The organism is Paenibacillus sp. B1-35, assembly GCF_050474385.1.
In the GTDB taxonomy this organism is placed as follows: Bacteria; Bacillota; Bacilli; order Paenibacillales; family Paenibacillaceae; genus Paenibacillus_B; species Paenibacillus_B alvei.
This window is the reverse complement of sequence record NZ_JBCHVJ010000007.1, coordinates 136548-154112: the sequence shown is the minus strand read 5'-3', so window position 1 is coordinate 154112 and position 17565 is coordinate 136548. Positions and strand designations below refer to the sequence as shown.

General features: G+C 47.1%; 15 protein-coding genes and 1 pseudogene. 11 read left to right on the top strand and 5 right to left on the bottom strand.

The genetic code is table 11. The features are described 5' to 3' along the window. Positions 1-14 precede the first annotated feature (14 nt). Both ACQ5BJ_RS21825 and ACQ5BJ_RS21820 read left to right on the top strand, forming a co-directional pair. Positions 15-1373: a TrkH family potassium uptake protein gene (locus ACQ5BJ_RS21825; RefSeq protein ID WP_005551029.1), complete on the top strand. Its 1359-nt coding sequence runs from the start codon at positions 15-17 to the stop codon at positions 1371-1373. A gap of 39 nt (positions 1374-1412) precedes the next feature. Beyond that, entirely contained in the window at positions 1413-2084 is a 672-nt protein-coding gene (locus ACQ5BJ_RS21820) for a potassium channel family protein (protein ID WP_430112351.1), read from the top strand. A 76-nt stretch (positions 2085-2160) separates the two neighbouring features. Here the strand turns inward: ACQ5BJ_RS21820 and ACQ5BJ_RS21815 are convergent, their stop codons facing one another. Together ACQ5BJ_RS21815 and ACQ5BJ_RS21810 are read right to left on the bottom strand one after the other, a co-directional pair. After that, the gene (locus tag ACQ5BJ_RS21815) at positions 2161-2940 is read right to left on the bottom strand and encodes a hypothetical protein (RefSeq protein ID WP_430112349.1); all 780 of its coding nucleotides are present in this window, start codon (positions 2938-2940) and stop codon (positions 2161-2163) included. A 110-nt stretch (positions 2941-3050) separates the two neighbouring features. Further along, entirely contained in the window at positions 3051-3956 is a 906-nt protein-coding gene (locus ACQ5BJ_RS21810) for a LysR family transcriptional regulator (RefSeq protein ID WP_005551024.1), read from the bottom strand. 329 nt (positions 3957-4285) lie between these two features. Here ACQ5BJ_RS21810 and ACQ5BJ_RS21805 point away from each other — a divergent pair, with 329 nt between their 5' ends. From ACQ5BJ_RS21805 to ACQ5BJ_RS21775, 7 genes are all read left to right on the top strand, one after another. Further along, on the top strand, positions 4286-4957 hold the full coding sequence (locus ACQ5BJ_RS21805) for a succinate dehydrogenase cytochrome b558 subunit (protein WP_005551022.1): 672 nt from the start codon (positions 4286-4288) through the stop codon (positions 4955-4957). A gap of 16 nt (positions 4958-4973) precedes the next feature. Continuing rightward, complete coding sequence (gene sdhA / locus ACQ5BJ_RS21800; RefSeq protein WP_005551021.1) at positions 4974-6731, top strand: succinate dehydrogenase flavoprotein subunit; 1758 nt, start codon at positions 4974-4976, stop codon at positions 6729-6731. A 2-nt stretch (positions 6732-6733) separates the two neighbouring features. Continuing rightward, complete coding sequence (sdhB, locus tag ACQ5BJ_RS21795; protein ID WP_040736919.1) at positions 6734-7498, top strand: succinate dehydrogenase iron-sulfur subunit; 765 nt, start codon at positions 6734-6736, stop codon at positions 7496-7498. Positions 7499-7713: 215 nt separating this feature from the next. Then, entirely contained in the window at positions 7714-8073 is a 360-nt protein-coding gene (locus tag ACQ5BJ_RS21790; RefSeq protein ID WP_005551019.1) for a hypothetical protein, read from the top strand. Positions 8074-8355: 282 nt separating this feature from the next. Continuing rightward, positions 8356-9186 (top strand): metallophosphoesterase, encoded by an 831-nt coding sequence (locus tag ACQ5BJ_RS21785; RefSeq protein ID WP_005551016.1) that lies wholly within the window; start codon positions 8356-8358, stop codon positions 9184-9186. 145 nt (positions 9187-9331) lie between these two features. Further along, positions 9332-10084 (top strand): metallophosphoesterase family protein, encoded by a 753-nt coding sequence (locus ACQ5BJ_RS21780; RefSeq protein ID WP_005551014.1) that lies wholly within the window; start codon positions 9332-9334, stop codon positions 10082-10084. A gap of 196 nt (positions 10085-10280) precedes the next feature. Then, complete coding sequence (locus ACQ5BJ_RS21775; RefSeq protein WP_268620022.1) at positions 10281-11255, top strand: DMT family transporter; 975 nt, start codon at positions 10281-10283, stop codon at positions 11253-11255. 286 nt (positions 11256-11541) lie between these two features. Here ACQ5BJ_RS21775 and ACQ5BJ_RS21770 read toward each other — a convergent pair whose 3' ends face one another. Beyond that, on the bottom strand, positions 11542-12354 hold the full coding sequence (locus tag ACQ5BJ_RS21770; protein WP_289354831.1) for a histidinol-phosphatase: 813 nt from the start codon (positions 12352-12354) through the stop codon (positions 11542-11544). Between the two features lie 58 nt (positions 12355-12412). Then, the gene (locus ACQ5BJ_RS21765; protein ID WP_005551008.1) at positions 12413-13315 is read right to left on the bottom strand and encodes a LysR family transcriptional regulator; all 903 of its coding nucleotides are present in this window, start codon (positions 13313-13315) and stop codon (positions 12413-12415) included. Between the two features lie 320 nt (positions 13316-13635). Here ACQ5BJ_RS21765 and ACQ5BJ_RS21760 point away from each other — a divergent pair, with 320 nt between their 5' ends. Then, on the top strand, positions 13636-14946 hold the full coding sequence (locus tag ACQ5BJ_RS21760; RefSeq protein ID WP_005551006.1) for an MFS transporter: 1311 nt from the start codon (positions 13636-13638) through the stop codon (positions 14944-14946). A 330-nt stretch (positions 14947-15276) separates the two neighbouring features. On the opposite strand, the pseudogene ACQ5BJ_RS21755 reads toward ACQ5BJ_RS21760, so the two are convergent. Further along, positions 15277-15528, bottom strand: a pseudogene (locus tag ACQ5BJ_RS21755) (RNA degradosome polyphosphate kinase); the annotation flags it as partial. A gap of 421 nt (positions 15529-15949) precedes the next feature. On the opposite strand from ACQ5BJ_RS21755, the gene ACQ5BJ_RS21750 reads away from it, so the two are divergent. Next, a complete protein-coding gene (locus ACQ5BJ_RS21750; RefSeq protein ID WP_430112344.1) occupies positions 15950-17515 on the top strand; it encodes a hypothetical protein in 1566 nt (521 codons plus the stop codon). Positions 17516-17565 lie beyond the last annotated feature (50 nt).

Below are 17565 nucleotides of genomic sequence, written 5' to 3'. Positions count from 1 at the left end.
AAGAGGTGACTCCCTTGAAGGGAACAAAAAAGGCCATTCGATTCAATTTGACACCGGCGCGAGTGCTGGTTGCTGGATTTGCAGCTATTGTATTATTGGGCGCATTTTTACTTATGCTTCCGATATCGAACGCCAAAGGGGTTCCTTTACCGTTTCTTGATGCACTGTTCACATCAACGTCAGCAACCTGTGTGACCGGGCTCGTAGTAGTTGATACGGGCACTCATTTTACGGTATTCGGGCAGGTAGTCATTATGCTGCTCATCCAAATCGGCGGTCTTGGGTTCATGACAATGGCAACGCTGTTTGCACTTGCCTTGAAGAAGAAGATATCGCTGAAGGAAAGGCTTATCTTGCAGGAAGCACTTAATCAAGGCAGTATGGAAGGCATCGTACGCCTTATCCGTAAAGTTATCTTGTTTGCGGTATGTATCGAGGGAGTTGCAGCTGTGCTGTTCTCGGTACGCTGGGCATTCGATCTTCCATTAGGCAAAGCGATTTATTTCGGTATATTCCATGCCGTTTCTTTATTTAATAATGCTGGCTTTGATTTGTTCGGTTCCGTGAGCGGGCCGTTTACAAGCTTGACCAGCTATGCAGGGGATCCCGTTATCAATATGGTAGCCATGCTGCTCATTATACTTGGCGGTATTGGCTTCATCGTATTGTCTGATTTAGTGGATTATAAGCGTTCCCGTAAGTTGTCTCTCCATTCTAAAATCGTGTTAACGATGACGGGGCTGCTCATTGTGCTCGGAACGATCGTTATATTTATTTTTGAATTTACGAATACGCGCACGCTGGGAAGCTTGACTGGCTGGGAGAAATTTTGGGCGTCGCTGTTCCAGTCGGTCAGTCCGCGTACAGCAGGGGCAAATACGATAGATATCGGAGCCATGCGGCAGGCCTCGCAATTTTTTATGATCATCCTCATGTTCATTGGGGCTTCACCGGGTTCCACCGGCGGTGGTATTAAGACCACGACGTTCGCTATTCTCGTAGGAGCTGTACTTGCCATGATTCGCGGCAAAGAAGATATCGTCATTTACCGGTATCGTTTGGCGAAGGATCGAATCTTTAAGGCAGTTACCTTAACCTTGCTGTCGTTGTTCCTTGTCATTATTGTGTCGATGATACTATCAACGACAGAGGATCACAGCTTTTTGATGATTCTGTTCGAAACAACATCGGCGTTCGGGACAGTAGGGTTAACGATGGGATTGACGACGGATTTATCGGATATTGGCAAGGTGCTGCTAAGTCTGACGATGTTCGCGGGCCGTCTTGGCCCATTAACGTTGGCTTATGCGTTAGGCCCGAAAAATGAACGGGAATTATACCGGCACCCAGAAGGAAAAATAACGATAGGATAAGCAAGTTAGATTGTAACGGACGAAGGAGTATACAGGGATATGGAGTTGCAGCAGTTTGCAGTGATTGGGATGGGACGATTCGGTTCGAGTCTCGCGAAGGAGCTTGTAAAGCTCGGACATCAAGTTCTTGGCATTGATAAGGATGAGGAAGTAATCGGGGATGTGACAGGGCTCGTAACCCATGCGGTAGTAGCGGACGCGTCGGATGAAGAGGTGCTGCGCTCGCTCGGCATACGGAACTTCGATTGTACGATCGTAGCCATCGGTGATGATATTCAGACAAGCATTCTTGTTAGTATACAAATGAAGGAACTTGGCGTGAAGAAGGTTGTTGCCAAAGCACTATCAGAGCTGCATGGACGTGTCCTAGAGCGGTTAGGTGTGGATAGGGTAATCTATCCGGAGCGGGATATGGGCATCCGCGTTGCGCATCAGCTTGTATCGCCGAACTTGCTGGACTACATTGAATTGTCCAAGGAATATACCATTGCTGAGCTAAGCGTGCCGAACTGTATGCAAGGCATGGCGCTTAAGGATGTGAATCCACGAGCCAAGTTCGGATGCAGCATCGTTGCGCTTAATAAGCCTAAGGGCATTATTATTGCACCAACAGCCGAAGATGTGCTTGATGAGAAGGATATTATGGTGATGATCGGTACGAATACGCAAATTGAGGATTTCGAAGAAGCGTTCATGTTAAAAGGGAAGTAAAATACGTTGCAAATAAGCCTGCAGTTGTCGCTGGAATGGAAAGCGAGCTGCAGGCTTTGTGTTTTTATGAATAGTATTACAAGATGACAATTTTGAATACGAGATATGTAAGGAAGAAGTACATGCCCATGCTGGCTGTGATGAACGGGAAGCGATTCGGACGTATGACTTCTGCTTGTTCCATCGATTCGGTTGTTGCAACAATAACCGATACAAACCAAGTAAAGGCAGCTACGGCTACCGCTAATGCTCCGAAGTTTAAGAGTGCAAGAAGGAATGCGAGCAGATATCCCAAGCCGAACGGCATTTGCATCGCCGCAAGTTGAATCAATGTAGTCTTGAAATCAAGCGGCTTGCTGCCTTTCCAGCGGCTAATGAGCCATATGCTAATAAAGAGCACCGCCAGTACAATCAATTGATAGACGAACAATTGAAGGAAAAAGCTAAATGGCGGCGTGACTGACCTTGAACTTAAGAAGTTGACTGAGCCCATCAGCGAAGCGAAAAGGCTTCCAAAAAGTGTATAGCCAAAAAGAGCAAAGCCCAAAGCAGATGCTAACGCTGCAATGACCGCATATATCCAGTCGGACACGGAAAGGCTGCGAGCACTCGCAGGATTTTTTAGCAACTGAAGGATGTTCTTTTTGTCGATTGTTTTGGCCCAATCTGGTACAGTATTGCCTGAGGTTTTGTGGTTCGCTTGAGGCGTCGTGAAAGGATCGCTCTCTGCGGCAGCAGAGACCTGCTGCACAAATTCATCGGCTGTTGGGCTGGCTTGCTTAGCAGTGTTCTCCACACTGCATTGATGAAATTCATGTTCGTTGATAGGTTTGCCACAACGAGTACATACACTCATGGTTTCGATCTCCTCCCTATTTTCCCCTAGTGATTTTTTTCTATTTATCTAAAGCCAACTAAATTCGACAGCAACTGCGTAAAATCCTTCTTCTTCCTTATCATTTAGATTTATTTACCTAATCTCGATAAGGCTGCTGCTTCCATCATTTCATCAATAAATTGGGTAGCGATAGGACTTAATAGTGCCTGTTCGCCGTATACAATGGAAGTTACACGTTCAGTTTGCTTCAACTCTTTCAAGGGAACGGCAATCAGATCATTATCCTTGAGCCACTCCAAACGCAAATAGGAGTGCGGCAGCAGGGCGGCTGCGTGACAAGTGGAAAGCAAGCGTACGATTGCCTCAAAGGAGTCGATCTCCATACGAATGTCCGGCATGATTCGGTATCGGCGGAACAGATTATCAATCAGTTTGCGATACCAGGTTCCTTTTGAAAACAGAAGCATAGGGAGACCGTCCAAGCGATCCATTGACCAGTTGCGGATGCTTGCAAGTGGATGTCTCCGCGGCAGCACGAGTTGAAGATGATCAGCGAACAACGGGATGCACATAAGTCCAGGCTCACGGATGGCATCGGCTACAATGCCTAGATCAATGGTCTGCTCGCGGACAAGAGAGATGATCTCATGCGTTTTGCCGGTAACGGCCTTCAGTCTTGCGTCTGGGTGTCTCTCGACGAAGGAGGAAATGAACAAAGGCAGCGTCGTTTGCAGTGTGGTTAAACTGGCGCCAATCGTGATGGTTGCCTGACCTTCTGCCTTGAAGGCTGCGATGGACTTCAGGAAGTCGAGCTGCCGATTCCGAATATCGAGTGCGAATTCATACGTAAGCTGACCGACACGCGTCAGTTCAAGCCGTTTGCCATTGCGAATAAATAGCTCTACCCCAAGCTCTTCTTCAAGCTTTGCCACTTGCCTGGACAACGCGGGCTGAGAGATGTTCAGCCGCTTCGCCGCTTGATTCAAGCTTGTCAGCTCAACAACGGCTGCGAATGATTCTAATAAATCGAGCATATTTCATAGCCTCCTATTATATGAATGATGGGCTGCACAGAAAAATGAATGATTGCTTATGCGTTTTAGTTATAAAAGATATAAAAACATTGCAATTCCATTATAAGGGGATTAGGAGTAACATGGTAGTGTCACAAGTTGTTCACATAACTATAGAAAGCGATTTTTAAGAAGAATCGCGAATGTTGTCGAAAGCGGTAACAACCGCGCCATTTCAAGCCTCTATTGATGTGACAAATTATTGACGCTTTCGACAAGCGCAGGTAAAATGAGGATGTTTGTTACCAAAATCTACTGGAACACAAAAGGAAAGGGGAACCGGCACGCTTATGAAACGAGGATACTTTTACTCGCGCAAGTTGCACTCGCTTCTTGGAATTATCCCGCTCGGATTCTTTTTTGTCGAGCACATGCTGACGAACTACTCCGCGTTCGAAGGCGGGAAGGAAGCATTTCAAGGCAGTGTCAAATTTTTAAATGAATTGCCGCTAATATTTTTCCTAGAATTGTTCGGCATTTGGCTTCCGCTTCTGTATCACGGCGTATACGGATTGTACATTGCGTACACATCCAAGAACAATGTTGGCAATTACAATTACGGCCGCAACGTAGCCTTTTTGATGCAGCGGATAACAGGTGTCATTACGTTTGTGTTTGTCATTTGGCATGTATACGAAACACGTGTCCAAATTGCGCTTGGAAATATTACGCATGAACAGCTTGGCACATACATGCATGACATTATTACTTCTCCACTGATGTTTATCATATATTTGGTTGGTGCAATTTCTGCATCTTATCACTTTACGAACGGATTGTGGGCATTCCTTGTGAGCTGGGGTATTACAGTTGGTCCGCGCGCACAGAATGTATCCGCAAAAATTTGCATGGGCTTGTTCATCGTTATGGCAATTATGTTCACATTGTCGCTGATCGGATTCCGGTCAGCAGAATTCCAAGCGGCTGAAGCAATTCAATCAATCATTCCATTTATCGGATAAGGGAGGGTGACGCATTATGGCAAAACAGAACATTATCGTCGTTGGCGGAGGACTGGCTGGTCTGATGGCAACGATTAAAGCAGCGGAAGCAGGCGTTCACGTCGACCTTTTTTCTTTAGTTCCTGTGAAACGTTCTCACTCCGTCTGTGCGCAGGGCGGCATTAACGGCGCAGTCAATACGAAGGGGGAAGGAGACTCCCCTTGGGAGCATTTTGATGACACGGTATACGGGGGAGACTTCCTGGCGAACCAGCCGCCTGTTAAGGCTATGTGTGAAGCAGCGCCCGGCATTATTCACTTAATGGACCGCATGGGGGTTATGTTCAGCCGCACGCCAGAGGGCTTGCTGGACTTCCGCCGCTTCGGGGGCACACAATATCACCGCACTGCATTTGCTGGCGCAACAACAGGACAGCAGCTGCTGTATGCGCTTGACGAGCAAGTTCGCCGCTGGGAAGCAGAGGGTCTTGTAACGAAGTATGAGCATTGGGAATTCCTCTCCGCGATCGTGGATGATGAAGGCGTATGCCGTGGCATTACAGCGCAGGACTTGCGCAGCATGAACATTACGCACTTCGCTGCTGATGCCGTTATTTTGGCAACAGGCGGCCCAGGAATTATTTTCGGCAAAACGACGAACTCGGTCATTAATACAGGGACTGCGGCCAGCGCAGTGTATCAGCAGGGTGTTCGCTATGCGAACGGTGAATTCATTCAAATTCATCCAACAGCAATTCCAGGAGATGACAAGCTCCGTCTTATGTCTGAATCAGCACGCGGTGAGGGCGGTCGCATCTGGACGTATAAGGATGGCAAGCCATGGTACTTCCTTGAAGAGAAATACCCGGCATATGGAAATCTCGTTCCGCGTGATATTGCAACTCGTGAAATCTTCCATGTGTGCGTTGATGAGAAATTGGGCATCAATGGCGAGAACATGGTCTATCTCGATCTGTCGCATAAAGATCCGAAGGAACTGGACGTGAAGCTCGGCGGCATAATTGAGATTTATGAAAAATTCATGGGTGATGACCCACGCAAAATACCGATGAAAATCTTCCCGGCTGTGCACTACTCGATGGGCGGCATGTGGGTTGACTACAACCAAATGACGAACATTAAGGGATTGTTCGCGGCTGGAGAGTGTGAATATCAATATCATGGAGCGAATCGTCTTGGTGCGAACTCGCTGTTGTCAGCGATATTCGGCGGTATGGTGTCCGGTCCTAAAGCAGTAGAATATGTCCGCGGCTTGAGCAAAGCGACAGAGGATGTATCGACAAGCGTATTTGAGCGTGAGGTGAAGTTGAGAACTTCACAATATGAGAAGCTGCTGACGATGGATGGCACGGAAAATGCGTACGTAATCCATAAGGAATTGGGCGAATGGATGACCAACAATATGACGGTCGTTCGCTACAATAACAAGCTGGAAGATACAATCAATAAAATCAAAGAACTGAAGCAGCGCTACAGTAATATTAATATGACGGATACTGCGCGCTGGAGCAACCAAGGAGTAGCCTTTACTCGCCAACTGTGGAATATGCTTGAGTTGTCAGAAGCAATGACGAAGAGCGCACTGCTTCGCAACGAGAGCCGTGGGGCACATTACAAGCCTGAATTCCCGGATCGCAATGATGAGCAGTTCCTGAAGACGACAATTGCCTCATGGACTCCGGATGGGCCGGAAATTTCATACGAAGATGTGGACGTATCGCTTATCAAACCGCGCAAGCGTGACTATACGGCGAACAAGAAGAAAGGGGAATAACGATGGTGGAAGCTGTGGCACAATCCAAAAAAGTCAAGTTGATCGTGACGCGTCAGGATGCGCCGGACGCGCAGCCGTACACGGAAGAATTCGAGATCCCATATCGCCCGAATATGAACGTCATTAGCGCATTAATGGAAATCCAACGGAATCCTGTGGATGCATCCGGCAAAACAACTGCTCCGGTATGCTGGGAATCAAACTGCTTGGAAGAAGTGTGCGGAGCTTGCTCCATGGTCATTAACGGCAAGCCTAGACAGGCTTGCTCTGCGCTGATCGATAAGCTCGAGCAGCCGATTCGTATCGCTCCTATGAAGACATTCCCAGTCGTTCGTGACTTGGTTATCAACCGTCAGCGGATGTTCGATGCCTTGAAGAAAGTAAAGGCTTGGATTCCAATCGACGGTACGTACGATCTCGGGCCAGGTCCTCGTATGGCAGAGACGAAGCGCCAATGGGCCTATGAATTGTCCAAGTGTATGACCTGCGGTGTCTGCCTGGAAGCATGTCCGAACGTAAATGAGAAGACGAGCTTCATCGGGCCTGCTCCAATCTCGCAGGTTCGGCTGTTTAATGCGCATCCGACAGGTGAAATGAATAAGGATGAGCGCTTGGAACAATTACTTGATGACGGCGGTATTGAAGGGTGTGGTAACTCCCAGAACTGTGTCCGCTCCTGTCCGAAAGAGATTCCGCTCACAACTTCCATTGCTGAGATGAACAAAGATACAACGAAGCTAATGTTCAAGCGTTGGTTTATGCAATAACTGCAAGCAAAAGCGCCCCTCTGAGGGGCGCTTTTTTATAACTTGTAGAAACAAATATATACAGATACGGTGTACAGATCGTGAAATAAGCCAGTAAAAAATTAAATAATTTTAAGAAAAATTTGTATTCCAAAATTGAAATATCGATTATAGTATTGGATAACAACTTGAATGTGCGCCGGATGCTTGTGAGATGACTAGGAGGTGCCGAGTTGATGCTCCATTTGCCAGTACAGGACAAGAACAGTTGGGATGAGAACAGCCTCTTCAGCAAGGTGAAACTGCTCGTGGACGAATGGGATCCACTAGGCTTGCGTGCACTTGGCGCGCCCGACGATGAATACGATTGCCTTACCGCGTACATAGTGAAGCTTAGTGATGTCAGCTCGGACATGAAGATGATGGAAGAGGAACTTGAACAATGCATGGAAGAGCACTTTGGAATAGGGCCTTCCATCATGGGGGAGGAACGGCTCCAGCGTTGGAGAATGAGTATTTCAATGTTTTGTAAGCGTTTAGATTGGCTAGTACAGCCGGTAGTCCAGCAATATGCAGAGTATTATACTTCAACATAATGGAAGCGCAATCAATTGAGGCTGATGAACAACATAGGCAATGGACTGCCGACCCTATTATAGCGGTCGGCAGTTGTTATTAAAGCATATTCTACAATGATTTGCATTGAAAACGGTGCTGATTCATAATAAAAGGACAAGATATGATAGAAGCTTATTCTGAAAATAGCGAAGACCGAATGCATGTGATAAAGGCAGGGGATAGCTATAAAATCTCCAATTACGGAAGATATGAAAAAGGACAATTCGGTTGCAAATCCTAGTCGGAGGCGCTTCTTGCGTATGATGACAGGAGCAATTGTGGCGCTGCCGCTAGCAGTTGGGGGCTATGCCAGATACATTGAGCCGACCTATGTTAGGCAGCGCAAGATCGAGTTAGGAATACGTGGTTTGCCTCTTTCCTTCGACGGAATGACGATTGCACATCTATCGGATATTCATTACGGCCATAACCTGAATAAATCGAAGCTCGAGAGCATCGTCCAGGATGTACTAGCGAATCGGCCAGACGTCATATGTTTTACAGGGGACATTGTTGATCATGGAGATGTTGTTCCAGCCGAAATTGTATCTGTGCTGCGCCAACTACGGGCGCCGTATGGTTCCTATGCTGTGCTTGGCAATCACGATTATCGGGGGAACGGCGCGCAGGCCGTGCTAAAAGCAATGGAAGAGGCAGATATCCGAATGCTGACGAATGATCATGTGGTACTCAAGCGGAATCAGGATATGCTGGCACTAGCAGGCATTGACGATGCACTGGAAGGTACCCCTGATATGAGGCGTGCTATGCGAGGAATATCGAATACGATGTGCTGCATACTGCTTGCCCATGAACCAGATTGGGGAATGGTTGCTCGCGAGTATAAGGTTGATCTTCAATTGTCCGGACATAGTCATGGAGGACAGGTGCGCTTGCCGCTTATCGGGCCGCTGTTCCTTCCAAAATTAGGAGAGCGATACCCTGATGGATTATATGTGCTAAAACGTGAGAACATGCCAGAACGTCCTCTTCTTATATATACAAGCAGAGGAATTGGTACAACACTTCTGCCCATACGCTTGCTTTGTCCACCAGAATGGACCTTGCTGACGCTAAGGGCGATTGTATAAGGAATTAGGCATAATACGGCCGATCAAGGCATAGCAAAGATATATTAGTATGGTTTACACGGCTAGCTATAAATGAGGATTGGTGAAGGACCCCTACATAACCCTATGGGGGATATGAAGGATATTAGGGAGGAGACGAAGCGATATGCAGTCTATAGCTATCATTTCCGATATACATGGGAATTTACAGGCTCTCGAAGCCGTACTTAATGATATTCAGCGACAAGGCGCTGATAAAATATACTGCCTGGGAGATTTAGTGGGGAAAGGGCCGAACCCTGCAGAAGTTGTAGATTTATTGTTCGATTATTGTGATGTCATTGTAAAGGGGAACTGGGACGAGCTTGTCCGTCAGATTCAGGATGACGAACAGTTCAGCTGGCACGCGCAGCAGTTGGGCCAAGAAAGGTTAGCCCGCTTGGAACGGCTGCCGTTCTCGTATGACTTCAATATGAGCGGTCGGCATATTCGTCTATTCCACGCTTCCCCTCACAGTGTGTTCAATCGAGTACAGCCTTGGGATGATAAGGAAAAACGTCTGGGCATGTTCGATTTTACTCCATCACTGACTGAACCGCTCCATCCATGCCAATCACCAGATGTGGTCATTTATGGAGACATTCATAATGCGTTTTTGCAGCATTTTAAAGGTCATACCTTAGTGAATTGCGGAAGTGTCGGCAATCCTCTTGATATGACACAAGCGTCCTATGTGATGTTGCAGGGTCATTTCGGCCAGGTTCAGCAAAGTGAATTTTCGATCCAATTCCATCGGGTTCCCTATGATATTGAACAGGCTGTACGGGCAGCGGAAATGAGTGATGTGCCTGGGGTGAAGCCGTATGTTCGAGAGCTTCGTACAGGGGTATATCGCGGGCTTCAGCAGAATGAAAATTAATTGTTGGAAATGATTGTTGTCTGCATGCTTTCGTGCTAGGATAGAATAGGTTTATGAGATGCCGTCCAGTTAAGGGCGGCATTATTGTTGCACAATTCAACTAGAACGTAATGGGAGCGGATGGAACAGTGATTGACCCATTCGCGCATTATGCACCGGGCGGCGTAAGCCGCATGCAGAAAGGAAGGGTTCATCAGTGACAGCGCAGAAATGGTTTACTCATCCTGTAGGCATGACCGTAAGCGCGATTATCGCTACACTGTTGTGGGGAAGTGCGATGCCAGCAATTAAGCTTGGGTACGAGGCGCTTGGGATTGGCTCGGATGCAGCTAATGAACAGTGGGTATTTGCAGGATATCGATTTGCCCTGGCTGGAATTATGCTTATTTTATTGACTGCTTGTATGAATCGTAGGCCGCGAACTGATCTGAATCGCAGCGGCAAATCTAGACGTGTTGGCTGGCGGGTAACGCGTCTTGCAGTCATACAGACATTTTTACAGTATATCTTCTTCTATATTGGACTAAGCTTAAGCACCGGAATGAAGGGAGCGATTATTTCTGGGGCAACCTGCTTCTTCCAAATGATTGTCGCAAGGATGGTTGATCGCAGTGAAAGCTTCACATTCGGTAAGACACTCGGGTTGTGTCTTGGTTTCGTAGGAGTTATTATTGTGACTTTCAGTAATACAGCCGACGCAGGTATGTCCTTTGGCATCGGTGATGTTTGCTTGATTTTATCGGCATTGTTCGGTGCGATAGGGAATGTGCTGGCGCGTTATGAGGCGCGCGAATTGCCGGTATTATGGTTGACGGGACGCCAAATGGCGCTTGGTGGCGTTGGGCTTATTATAGTGGGCGCATGGCGTGCAGGATTTGCCCCTTTCCAATGGGACGCTTCATCTCTGATGCTGCTGTTCTATCTGGCATTCCTGTCGGCAGCAGGATTCAGTCTATGGAATCTAATTATGAAATATAATCAAGTAGGCAAAGTATCCATGTTCCTTTTCCTCATTCCATTGTTTGGGGTTCTCTTATCCGCTTGGCTGTTGAATGAATCGTGGAACGGCGGTACATTGGCAGCTCTTGGACTCGTGGTGGCGGGAATCATTGTTGTCAATCGTTCATCGTCTGGGAAGGCAGCTCGCAAGGCAATTCGGAGAGCAGTTTAACACAGGCTTAATGATTTGTTACACAACGGTAATATTCCTGTTAACGTTAGTTAATGTACAAAGGGTATAGTAAATAGCAAGACCCCCTTTTGATGAATATATATCCCTTGAGACGGATCTGTGAGATACAGATCCCCTTTTTTTTGCCCTGAATTCGGTAGACATATAAAAAATGCACCCAGAACAGGGATAGGCCTTTGAATAATAAAAGCCTATTTTGCTCCGGAAGCATCCTTGTACACATCTATTATTCATAACCACAATCCCATCGTTTTCGACAAGATTGCTATTCAATCGGTACGACTTGCTTCTGCTTCTCTTTATAATACACCCAATAAGTAAAACCAATTTCCTTCAGGCGCGAGCGGACTTCTTCCCAGTCTTCGCCAACACGGGATGGCTTATGCGCATCCGAGCCAAAGGTAACTTCGACACCGTAATGAAGGGCCCGTTCCAAGATGGAATCCGCGGGATACCAGCCTCCGCTCAGCTTCGTTTTCCCAGATGTATTGATTTCGATGGCAACGCCGCATTCTGCAATGACCTTCAAGGTATCGTCAATAATGTCAGGGGTTTGAATATCCGAGAACGGCGGATAATTGCCCTTCATGGCATCGATATGGCCTAAAATTTGAAACATTCCTGTACGTGCCGAGTCACGAATCATCTCGTAATAGGTTCGCTTCTCAGCAATTTGCTGCTCGGCGTTAAGCTTTTTCCATCTATTTTTATTGAAAATGCTGACGCCATTTGTGCTGTGAACGGAGCCTATAATGTAATCGAACGGATATTGCGCAAGTGTCTTGCGATAGGTTTCCGCATGTTCAGGAAAATAATCAGACTCGATGCCCAGCAGTACGTCGATGCGTCCCTCATATTCCTTTTTGAGGCGCAGCACCTCGTCTACATAGTTGCGGAAATCGCTTTTAGCCATCGTAATATTCGGATGTGGATGATCTTCATTCTGTCCGAAGTATGGCGTGTGATCGGATATGCCTATGACTTGAAGGCCATGTGCGATCCCTGCCTCGATGTAATCACGGATGTTGCCATCTGCGTGACCGCAGCGAAAATGATGAGTGTGCAAATCGAATTTCATAGCTTCCCCTCCTATACAATGAGTGGCAATTTTCAACTCTGCGATGTGGTCGGTATGGTTATTCGGAACCGATAAATTGGGCTTCGGGCATACCCTTCAAGTCACTTAAAAATTGCTGCATCGCTGAATTTAAGTAACGGCCTGAGCGATACATAACCCCTACGGGATGCGCGGTTTCGAGCTCATGTATTTGAACGATCTTCAGTGTGCCGCGGCGCAGCTCATTGCTGACAGATAGCTTGGAAATGATGCCTGCCCCGAGATTCAACTCGGCCATCCGCTTGACTTCCTCACTGCTGGACAGCTCCATGACAATATGGGGAGTGATATTGTATTGGCGGAAGATTTCTTCAGCGAACCGGCGGCCTACTGTATCAGGCGACAGCAAAATGAGCGGAACTTCTCTTAGCATATCAACCGTTGCATGCTCATGCTTAGCCAGTGGGTGCTCTGGACAGACGACGAGTTCGAACGAATCATAGTAGAGCACGGACGTGTTCAGATTCGGGTTCTGTTCGTTCAAATATCCGATGCCAATATCAACGGTGCCATTTTCGATATGGGCCATGATCTGTGAGGAAGACATGGACATAATGGTCGTCTTAATGAGCGGGAATTGATCCTGGAAATAGGAAAGAACCCGCGGCAATATTTGAATGGCAATGGATGTTGTTGTACCAAGAACAATATGACCTTGTGGAATTTGGTTCAAATCACTCAGCTTCTGCTTGACTTCGTCGACGATATCTAAGATGCGCGTTGCATGTTCTAAAAATACCTTGCCGCTATCAGTCAGCGTGACAGGTTGATTTCGGTCAATGAGCACCGTTTTGAATTCATCCTCCAAGCTTTTGATCTGAGCGGATACTGCAGGCTGTGTCAGGTTAAGCAATTCACCAGCCTTGCGGAAACTCATTGTCTTGGAAATGGTGATTAGTGTTTCCAATTGACTTAAATTCATTACTGCTCCCCCTTTCTTGCCTATATAATCATAGGACTCAAGTATGTAATGAGATGGATGTTTCTAGGTGGATATGTAATAACTGATATAGGATATCAGGCGAAAGCTTCAAAACTATTTATCGCTTTTATGGGGCTAATAAAATGTTTTTCTCATTATACATTAGATTAGATGCGGAAGCTATGTTGTCAAACAATGTTTTCCAATACTGCGGCTTATACAAAACTTAATAATTGAACTAGTTGACCATCGTGAGGCCATACCGCACAATGAAATGAAGATATTCTCATAACGTTATGTTGTCGCTTAGGGGGAAAATGATGCGTTCGAAACAAGTACGCAGTTGGATGATGTATGATTGGGCGAACTCCGCATTTGCAACGACGATGTTGGCGGCAGTGCTTCCTATTTTTTATCAATCTGTAGCCGCTTCCGGTCTGCCGAATCACGAAGCGACGAGCTATTGGGCATTTACACAGACGATTGGCATGATTTTTGTTGCGCTGTTGTCTCCGATTTTGGGGGCGATGGCCGACTTGTCTCGCCGCAAGATGGCATTTTTGCGTGTTTTTGCGATTAGCGGCTCGGCTGCATGCATGCTCCTGTTTTTCGCGGGAAATGGAGATTGGCTGTATGTATCTGTGTTGTTTATTTTTGCGACGATCGGTTTTTCAGGAGGCAATACTTTTTATGATTCGCTTCTGCCGGGGATTGCATCGCCAGAAGAGCGGGACGAAGTATCTGCGAAGGGTTACATGTATGGATACATCGGAGGCGGCGTGCTGCTAGCTGTCAACATCGTTATGCTCGAAAAGTGGGAGATGCTGGGCTTCCCAAATAAATTAGTCGCAACGCAGGCCGTGTTTTTGTCTGTTGGCATATGGTGGCTTGCATTTTCCTTGCCGATATTCCGTAATTTGAAGGATCCTGCACGGATAGAGCGGCAATCGATTTCTTATTATACGAAGCAAGGGTTTAGCCGTCTTGCTCACACAATCAAGCGTGTGAAGCATTATCCGGAACTGCTGAAGTATATGGTTTCCTTTTGGTTTTTCAATGACGGCATTTCCACTATTATTGGAATGGCGGCTATTTATGGTGCTGGAATAGGCATTCAGACGAGTCATCTCATTATTTCACTGCTCATTACGCAGTTTGTAGGAATACCGTTTACGTATTTGTTTGCGAAGTTCGCTCGCAGATTAGGCTCCAAGCGTTCCTTGTATGTATCGCTCGGCACGTATATTTTAATTGTTTTCTTCGGCTACTTTATGACAACAGCGCTGCATTTTTACATATTGGCCTTTATGGTCGGGATGGTGCAAGGAGGAAGCCAAGCAGTGGCGCGCTCTGTCTACAGTCAGATGGTGCCAATCAGCCGCGCATCTGAATTTTTCGGCTTCCTCAGTCTGTCGAGCAAGGTGTCAGCTTCGATTGGGCCGGCTGTATTTGGCATGGTAGGGCTGCTGACAGGTTCAACGCGTGTCGCGATATTGTCTATTCTTGTCTTTTTCATTATTGGAATTGTATTGCTTGCCTTCGTTGATATTGAGAAGGGACGCAGAGAAGCGGCAATGGAAGAGGGCATGTGGAATACGGATTCTGCTGCAGGCACAGAAATGCCGATGTAGTTAGGTCTGTATGTGTAACATAGTGCGTAACAGACATAAGAACAATATTGACATATAAAAGCTGTCATTGAAGCAGCCCTGTTCCGACATTCGAGGGGTTGTTTTTTTTTTCGTCTCGTTGCGAGGACTGATCAAGAACAATGACCTACTTCTTTGTTCTACTATCCCCTTTGGTCCGTGGAATGAAGGATCTTCTATTCTCGGATTGACGTTCATGCTGTTGACCCTGTCGGAAGCAACATAGAGGTCTTATCCCTATGCTCACTGCTACTGCATCATTAGCAGGGTGGCATGCTGGATAGGGCCTCATTTATTTGGTCTCAGGATTTTTATCCAGTCTGCACTGCTGAGCAGCACTTTTCCCTTGCCGCTATGCTCAAAGTAGAAAATGCGGGTGTGCTCCAGAAAGCGCCCGACAATGCTTCGTACTGTGATGTTGTCACTCAGATTCGGTATCCCTGGGCGCAGGCAGCAGATGCCGCGAACAATGAGTTCGATGCACACGTTAGCCTTGGAAGCTTTGTACAGCAGAGATATGAACTTTTCGTCTACTAGCGCGTTCCTTTTCAGGATGATATGCGCTTTTCTTCTTTCGGGCTGCTTTTTCGTTTCGAGTGAATGAAACTAGATGCATGGCAATGCTCCCATCCCAAACTTATGTCAGGTGTCGCAGGCTATTCATGTTTAGGAATGAGTGCAATCCTAGGTGTGAATACTGCTTCCAGTAGACCCAACAATGCTGTCTACTGCTAGAGTAATGGAAATGGCAGGCGCAGGTCATAGATTTACGAAAGATTAACATCGTGCAGCGCGCTTTCGGATGGAGTTTTCATACTGGGCATGGCAAAATGAAAAGAACATTGCAAACTTTTTTTTTGCATAATCGCGCTCGGTATGCGCTGCAAACAACCATAATCGCAGATTTTCGTGAAAGCGGTATGGCAAGATGATGTCGGGTGCCAAACGTGCTGCGATAAGTAAGGAAGGAGAGAGTAACCATATAATGCGACCTAAGAAGGCACAGGAAACCAAGGTTCCCGGACAAAATCGCCATCAGGGCATCGTAGATATCGGTTCGAATTCGGTACGTCTCATGATTGCGGAAATTCGTGAGGATATGACTTTCCAAATTGTAGATCAATGGAAGGAAGTCGTGCGCCTCGGAGATGAGTATGATGAAGACGGTGCAATCCCTGAATATAAAATTGATAAATTGATTTCTACGCTTCTATTATTTAAGCAGTTATGCAGCCGTTATGAACCATGCGAGATCATAGCGGTAGCAACTGCTGCACTGCGCAAGGCGACGAACCGTGCTTTGATTTTAAGCCGCATATTGGGTGCAACTCAGCTGTCTGTTCGTGTGATAAGTGGAGAGTCAGAGGCTTATTTAGACTACCTCGCTGTCGTGTCTACGATGAACATTCAGAACGGACTGCTCATAGATATTGGGGGCGGTTCCTTAGAAATGGTGCTTATTCAGCAGCGGGAATTGAAGGAGAGCATCAGTATACCGATAGGCGCACTGACGCTTGCAAGCCAATATGAGGTTAGGGGGGCACTCCAGGCGAAAGAGGAGCAGCGGCTGATTGCCGATATGGAGAAGCTTCTAAGCCAGATTGATTGGCTGCAGCAAGCAGAGGGCTATACGCTAATCGGTGTTGGCGGCACAATACGGACTATTGCCAAGATGGATAAGGCTCAGGTGAAGGTTCCGCTGGCTTCGCTTCACCATTATGTGCTTGAACGGGAACAGGTTAAGCAGTGGCATAAGAGTCTAAAGCCGCTGTTGCTTGGGGAGAGGGAGAAGATTCAGGGGCTGTCCAAGGATCGCGCGGATATATTTATGGGTGCCTTTACGTTCATTAAGCATGTGATGGAACGCTTGGATATGCCAGCATTGATGGTCAGCGCAAAAGGGATACGTGAAGGCGTATTATTCGATATGCTTCAGGGTAATGGATTGACGATCGATGATCCCCTATCCTTATCTATCTCGAATATGATGCGAAGATTCCACTTGCAAGTCGAGCACGCGAGGCGAGTCCATGTGTTGTTCACACGGCTTGTGGAGGATATGGGGGCACTTATGGAGCTGGAGGGGGACTGGTCACAGATTATGTGCGCGAGTGCTATGCTCCATGATTGTGGGATCGTCATTTCTCCGCTTGAACGTGAGCGGCACGCTTTGTATATGCTGCTGCATTCGGACTTGTACGGACTGACTCCCCGTGAACTGGTGCTTAGCGCGTTCCTTGCCTCGGCTGATCAGAAGCTGAAGGCAGGAGAAGCGTGGAGTGACTATGAAGCACTCTTCCATCCAGGGGATAAAGAGGGAGTGCGCACGCTCAGCATATTGCTGCGGCTGGCAATCAGCTTCAACCGTGGAGCGGCGACGGACGTTGCATTAGATGCTTGCGATATTGAGGAGCAGGAGGTTGTATTCCATGTGCGTGCCTCGACTCCGCCACTGCTTGAAGTGTCGGAAGCGTATGCGGTTCGCACGGCATTTCGCAAGCGCTTCAAGCGGGATCTTGTCATCGTAGCTCATGTGACGCAGTCACGCTAACATAATCATAAGGCGCTATGGTGCAGGATGCTCCTGCCCATAGCGCCTTA

What these genes read in the sequence shown, in the direction of transcription:
- ACQ5BJ_RS21765 (WP_005551008.1), bottom strand. Translation starts at nt 13,315, where the DNA reads ATGAATTTAAGTCAATTGGAAACACTAATCACCATTTCCAAGACAATG.
- ACQ5BJ_RS21780 (WP_005551014.1), top strand. Translation starts at nt 9,332, where the DNA reads ATGCAGTCTATAGCTATCATTTCCGATATACATGGGAATTTACAGGCT.
- ACQ5BJ_RS21805 (WP_005551022.1), top strand. Translation starts at nt 4,286, where the DNA reads ATGAAACGAGGATACTTTTACTCGCGCAAGTTGCACTCGCTTCTTGGA.
- ACQ5BJ_RS21820 (WP_430112351.1), top strand. Translation starts at nt 1,413, where the DNA reads ATGGAGTTGCAGCAGTTTGCAGTGATTGGGATGGGACGATTCGGTTCG.
- ACQ5BJ_RS21785 (WP_005551016.1), top strand. Translation starts at nt 8,356, where the DNA reads ATGATGACAGGAGCAATTGTGGCGCTGCCGCTAGCAGTTGGGGGCTAT.
- ACQ5BJ_RS21790 (WP_005551019.1), top strand. Translation starts at nt 7,714, where the DNA reads ATGCTCCATTTGCCAGTACAGGACAAGAACAGTTGGGATGAGAACAGC.
- sdhA (WP_005551021.1), top strand. Translation starts at nt 4,974, where the DNA reads ATGGCAAAACAGAACATTATCGTCGTTGGCGGAGGACTGGCTGGTCTG.
- sdhB (WP_040736919.1), top strand. Translation starts at nt 6,734, where the DNA reads ATGGTGGAAGCTGTGGCACAATCCAAAAAAGTCAAGTTGATCGTGACG.
- ACQ5BJ_RS21770 (WP_289354831.1), bottom strand. Translation starts at nt 12,354, where the DNA reads ATGAAATTCGATTTGCACACTCATCATTTTCGCTGCGGTCACGCAGAT.
- ACQ5BJ_RS21810 (WP_005551024.1), bottom strand. Translation starts at nt 3,956, where the DNA reads ATGCTCGATTTATTAGAATCATTCGCAGCCGTTGTTGAGCTGACAAGC.
- ACQ5BJ_RS21760 (WP_005551006.1), top strand. Translation starts at nt 13,636, where the DNA reads ATGCGTTCGAAACAAGTACGCAGTTGGATGATGTATGATTGGGCGAAC.
- ACQ5BJ_RS21815 (WP_430112349.1), bottom strand. Translation starts at nt 2,940, where the DNA reads ATGAGTGTATGTACTCGTTGTGGCAAACCTATCAACGAACATGAATTT.
- ACQ5BJ_RS21750 (WP_430112344.1), top strand. Translation starts at nt 15,950, where the DNA reads ATGCGACCTAAGAAGGCACAGGAAACCAAGGTTCCCGGACAAAATCGC.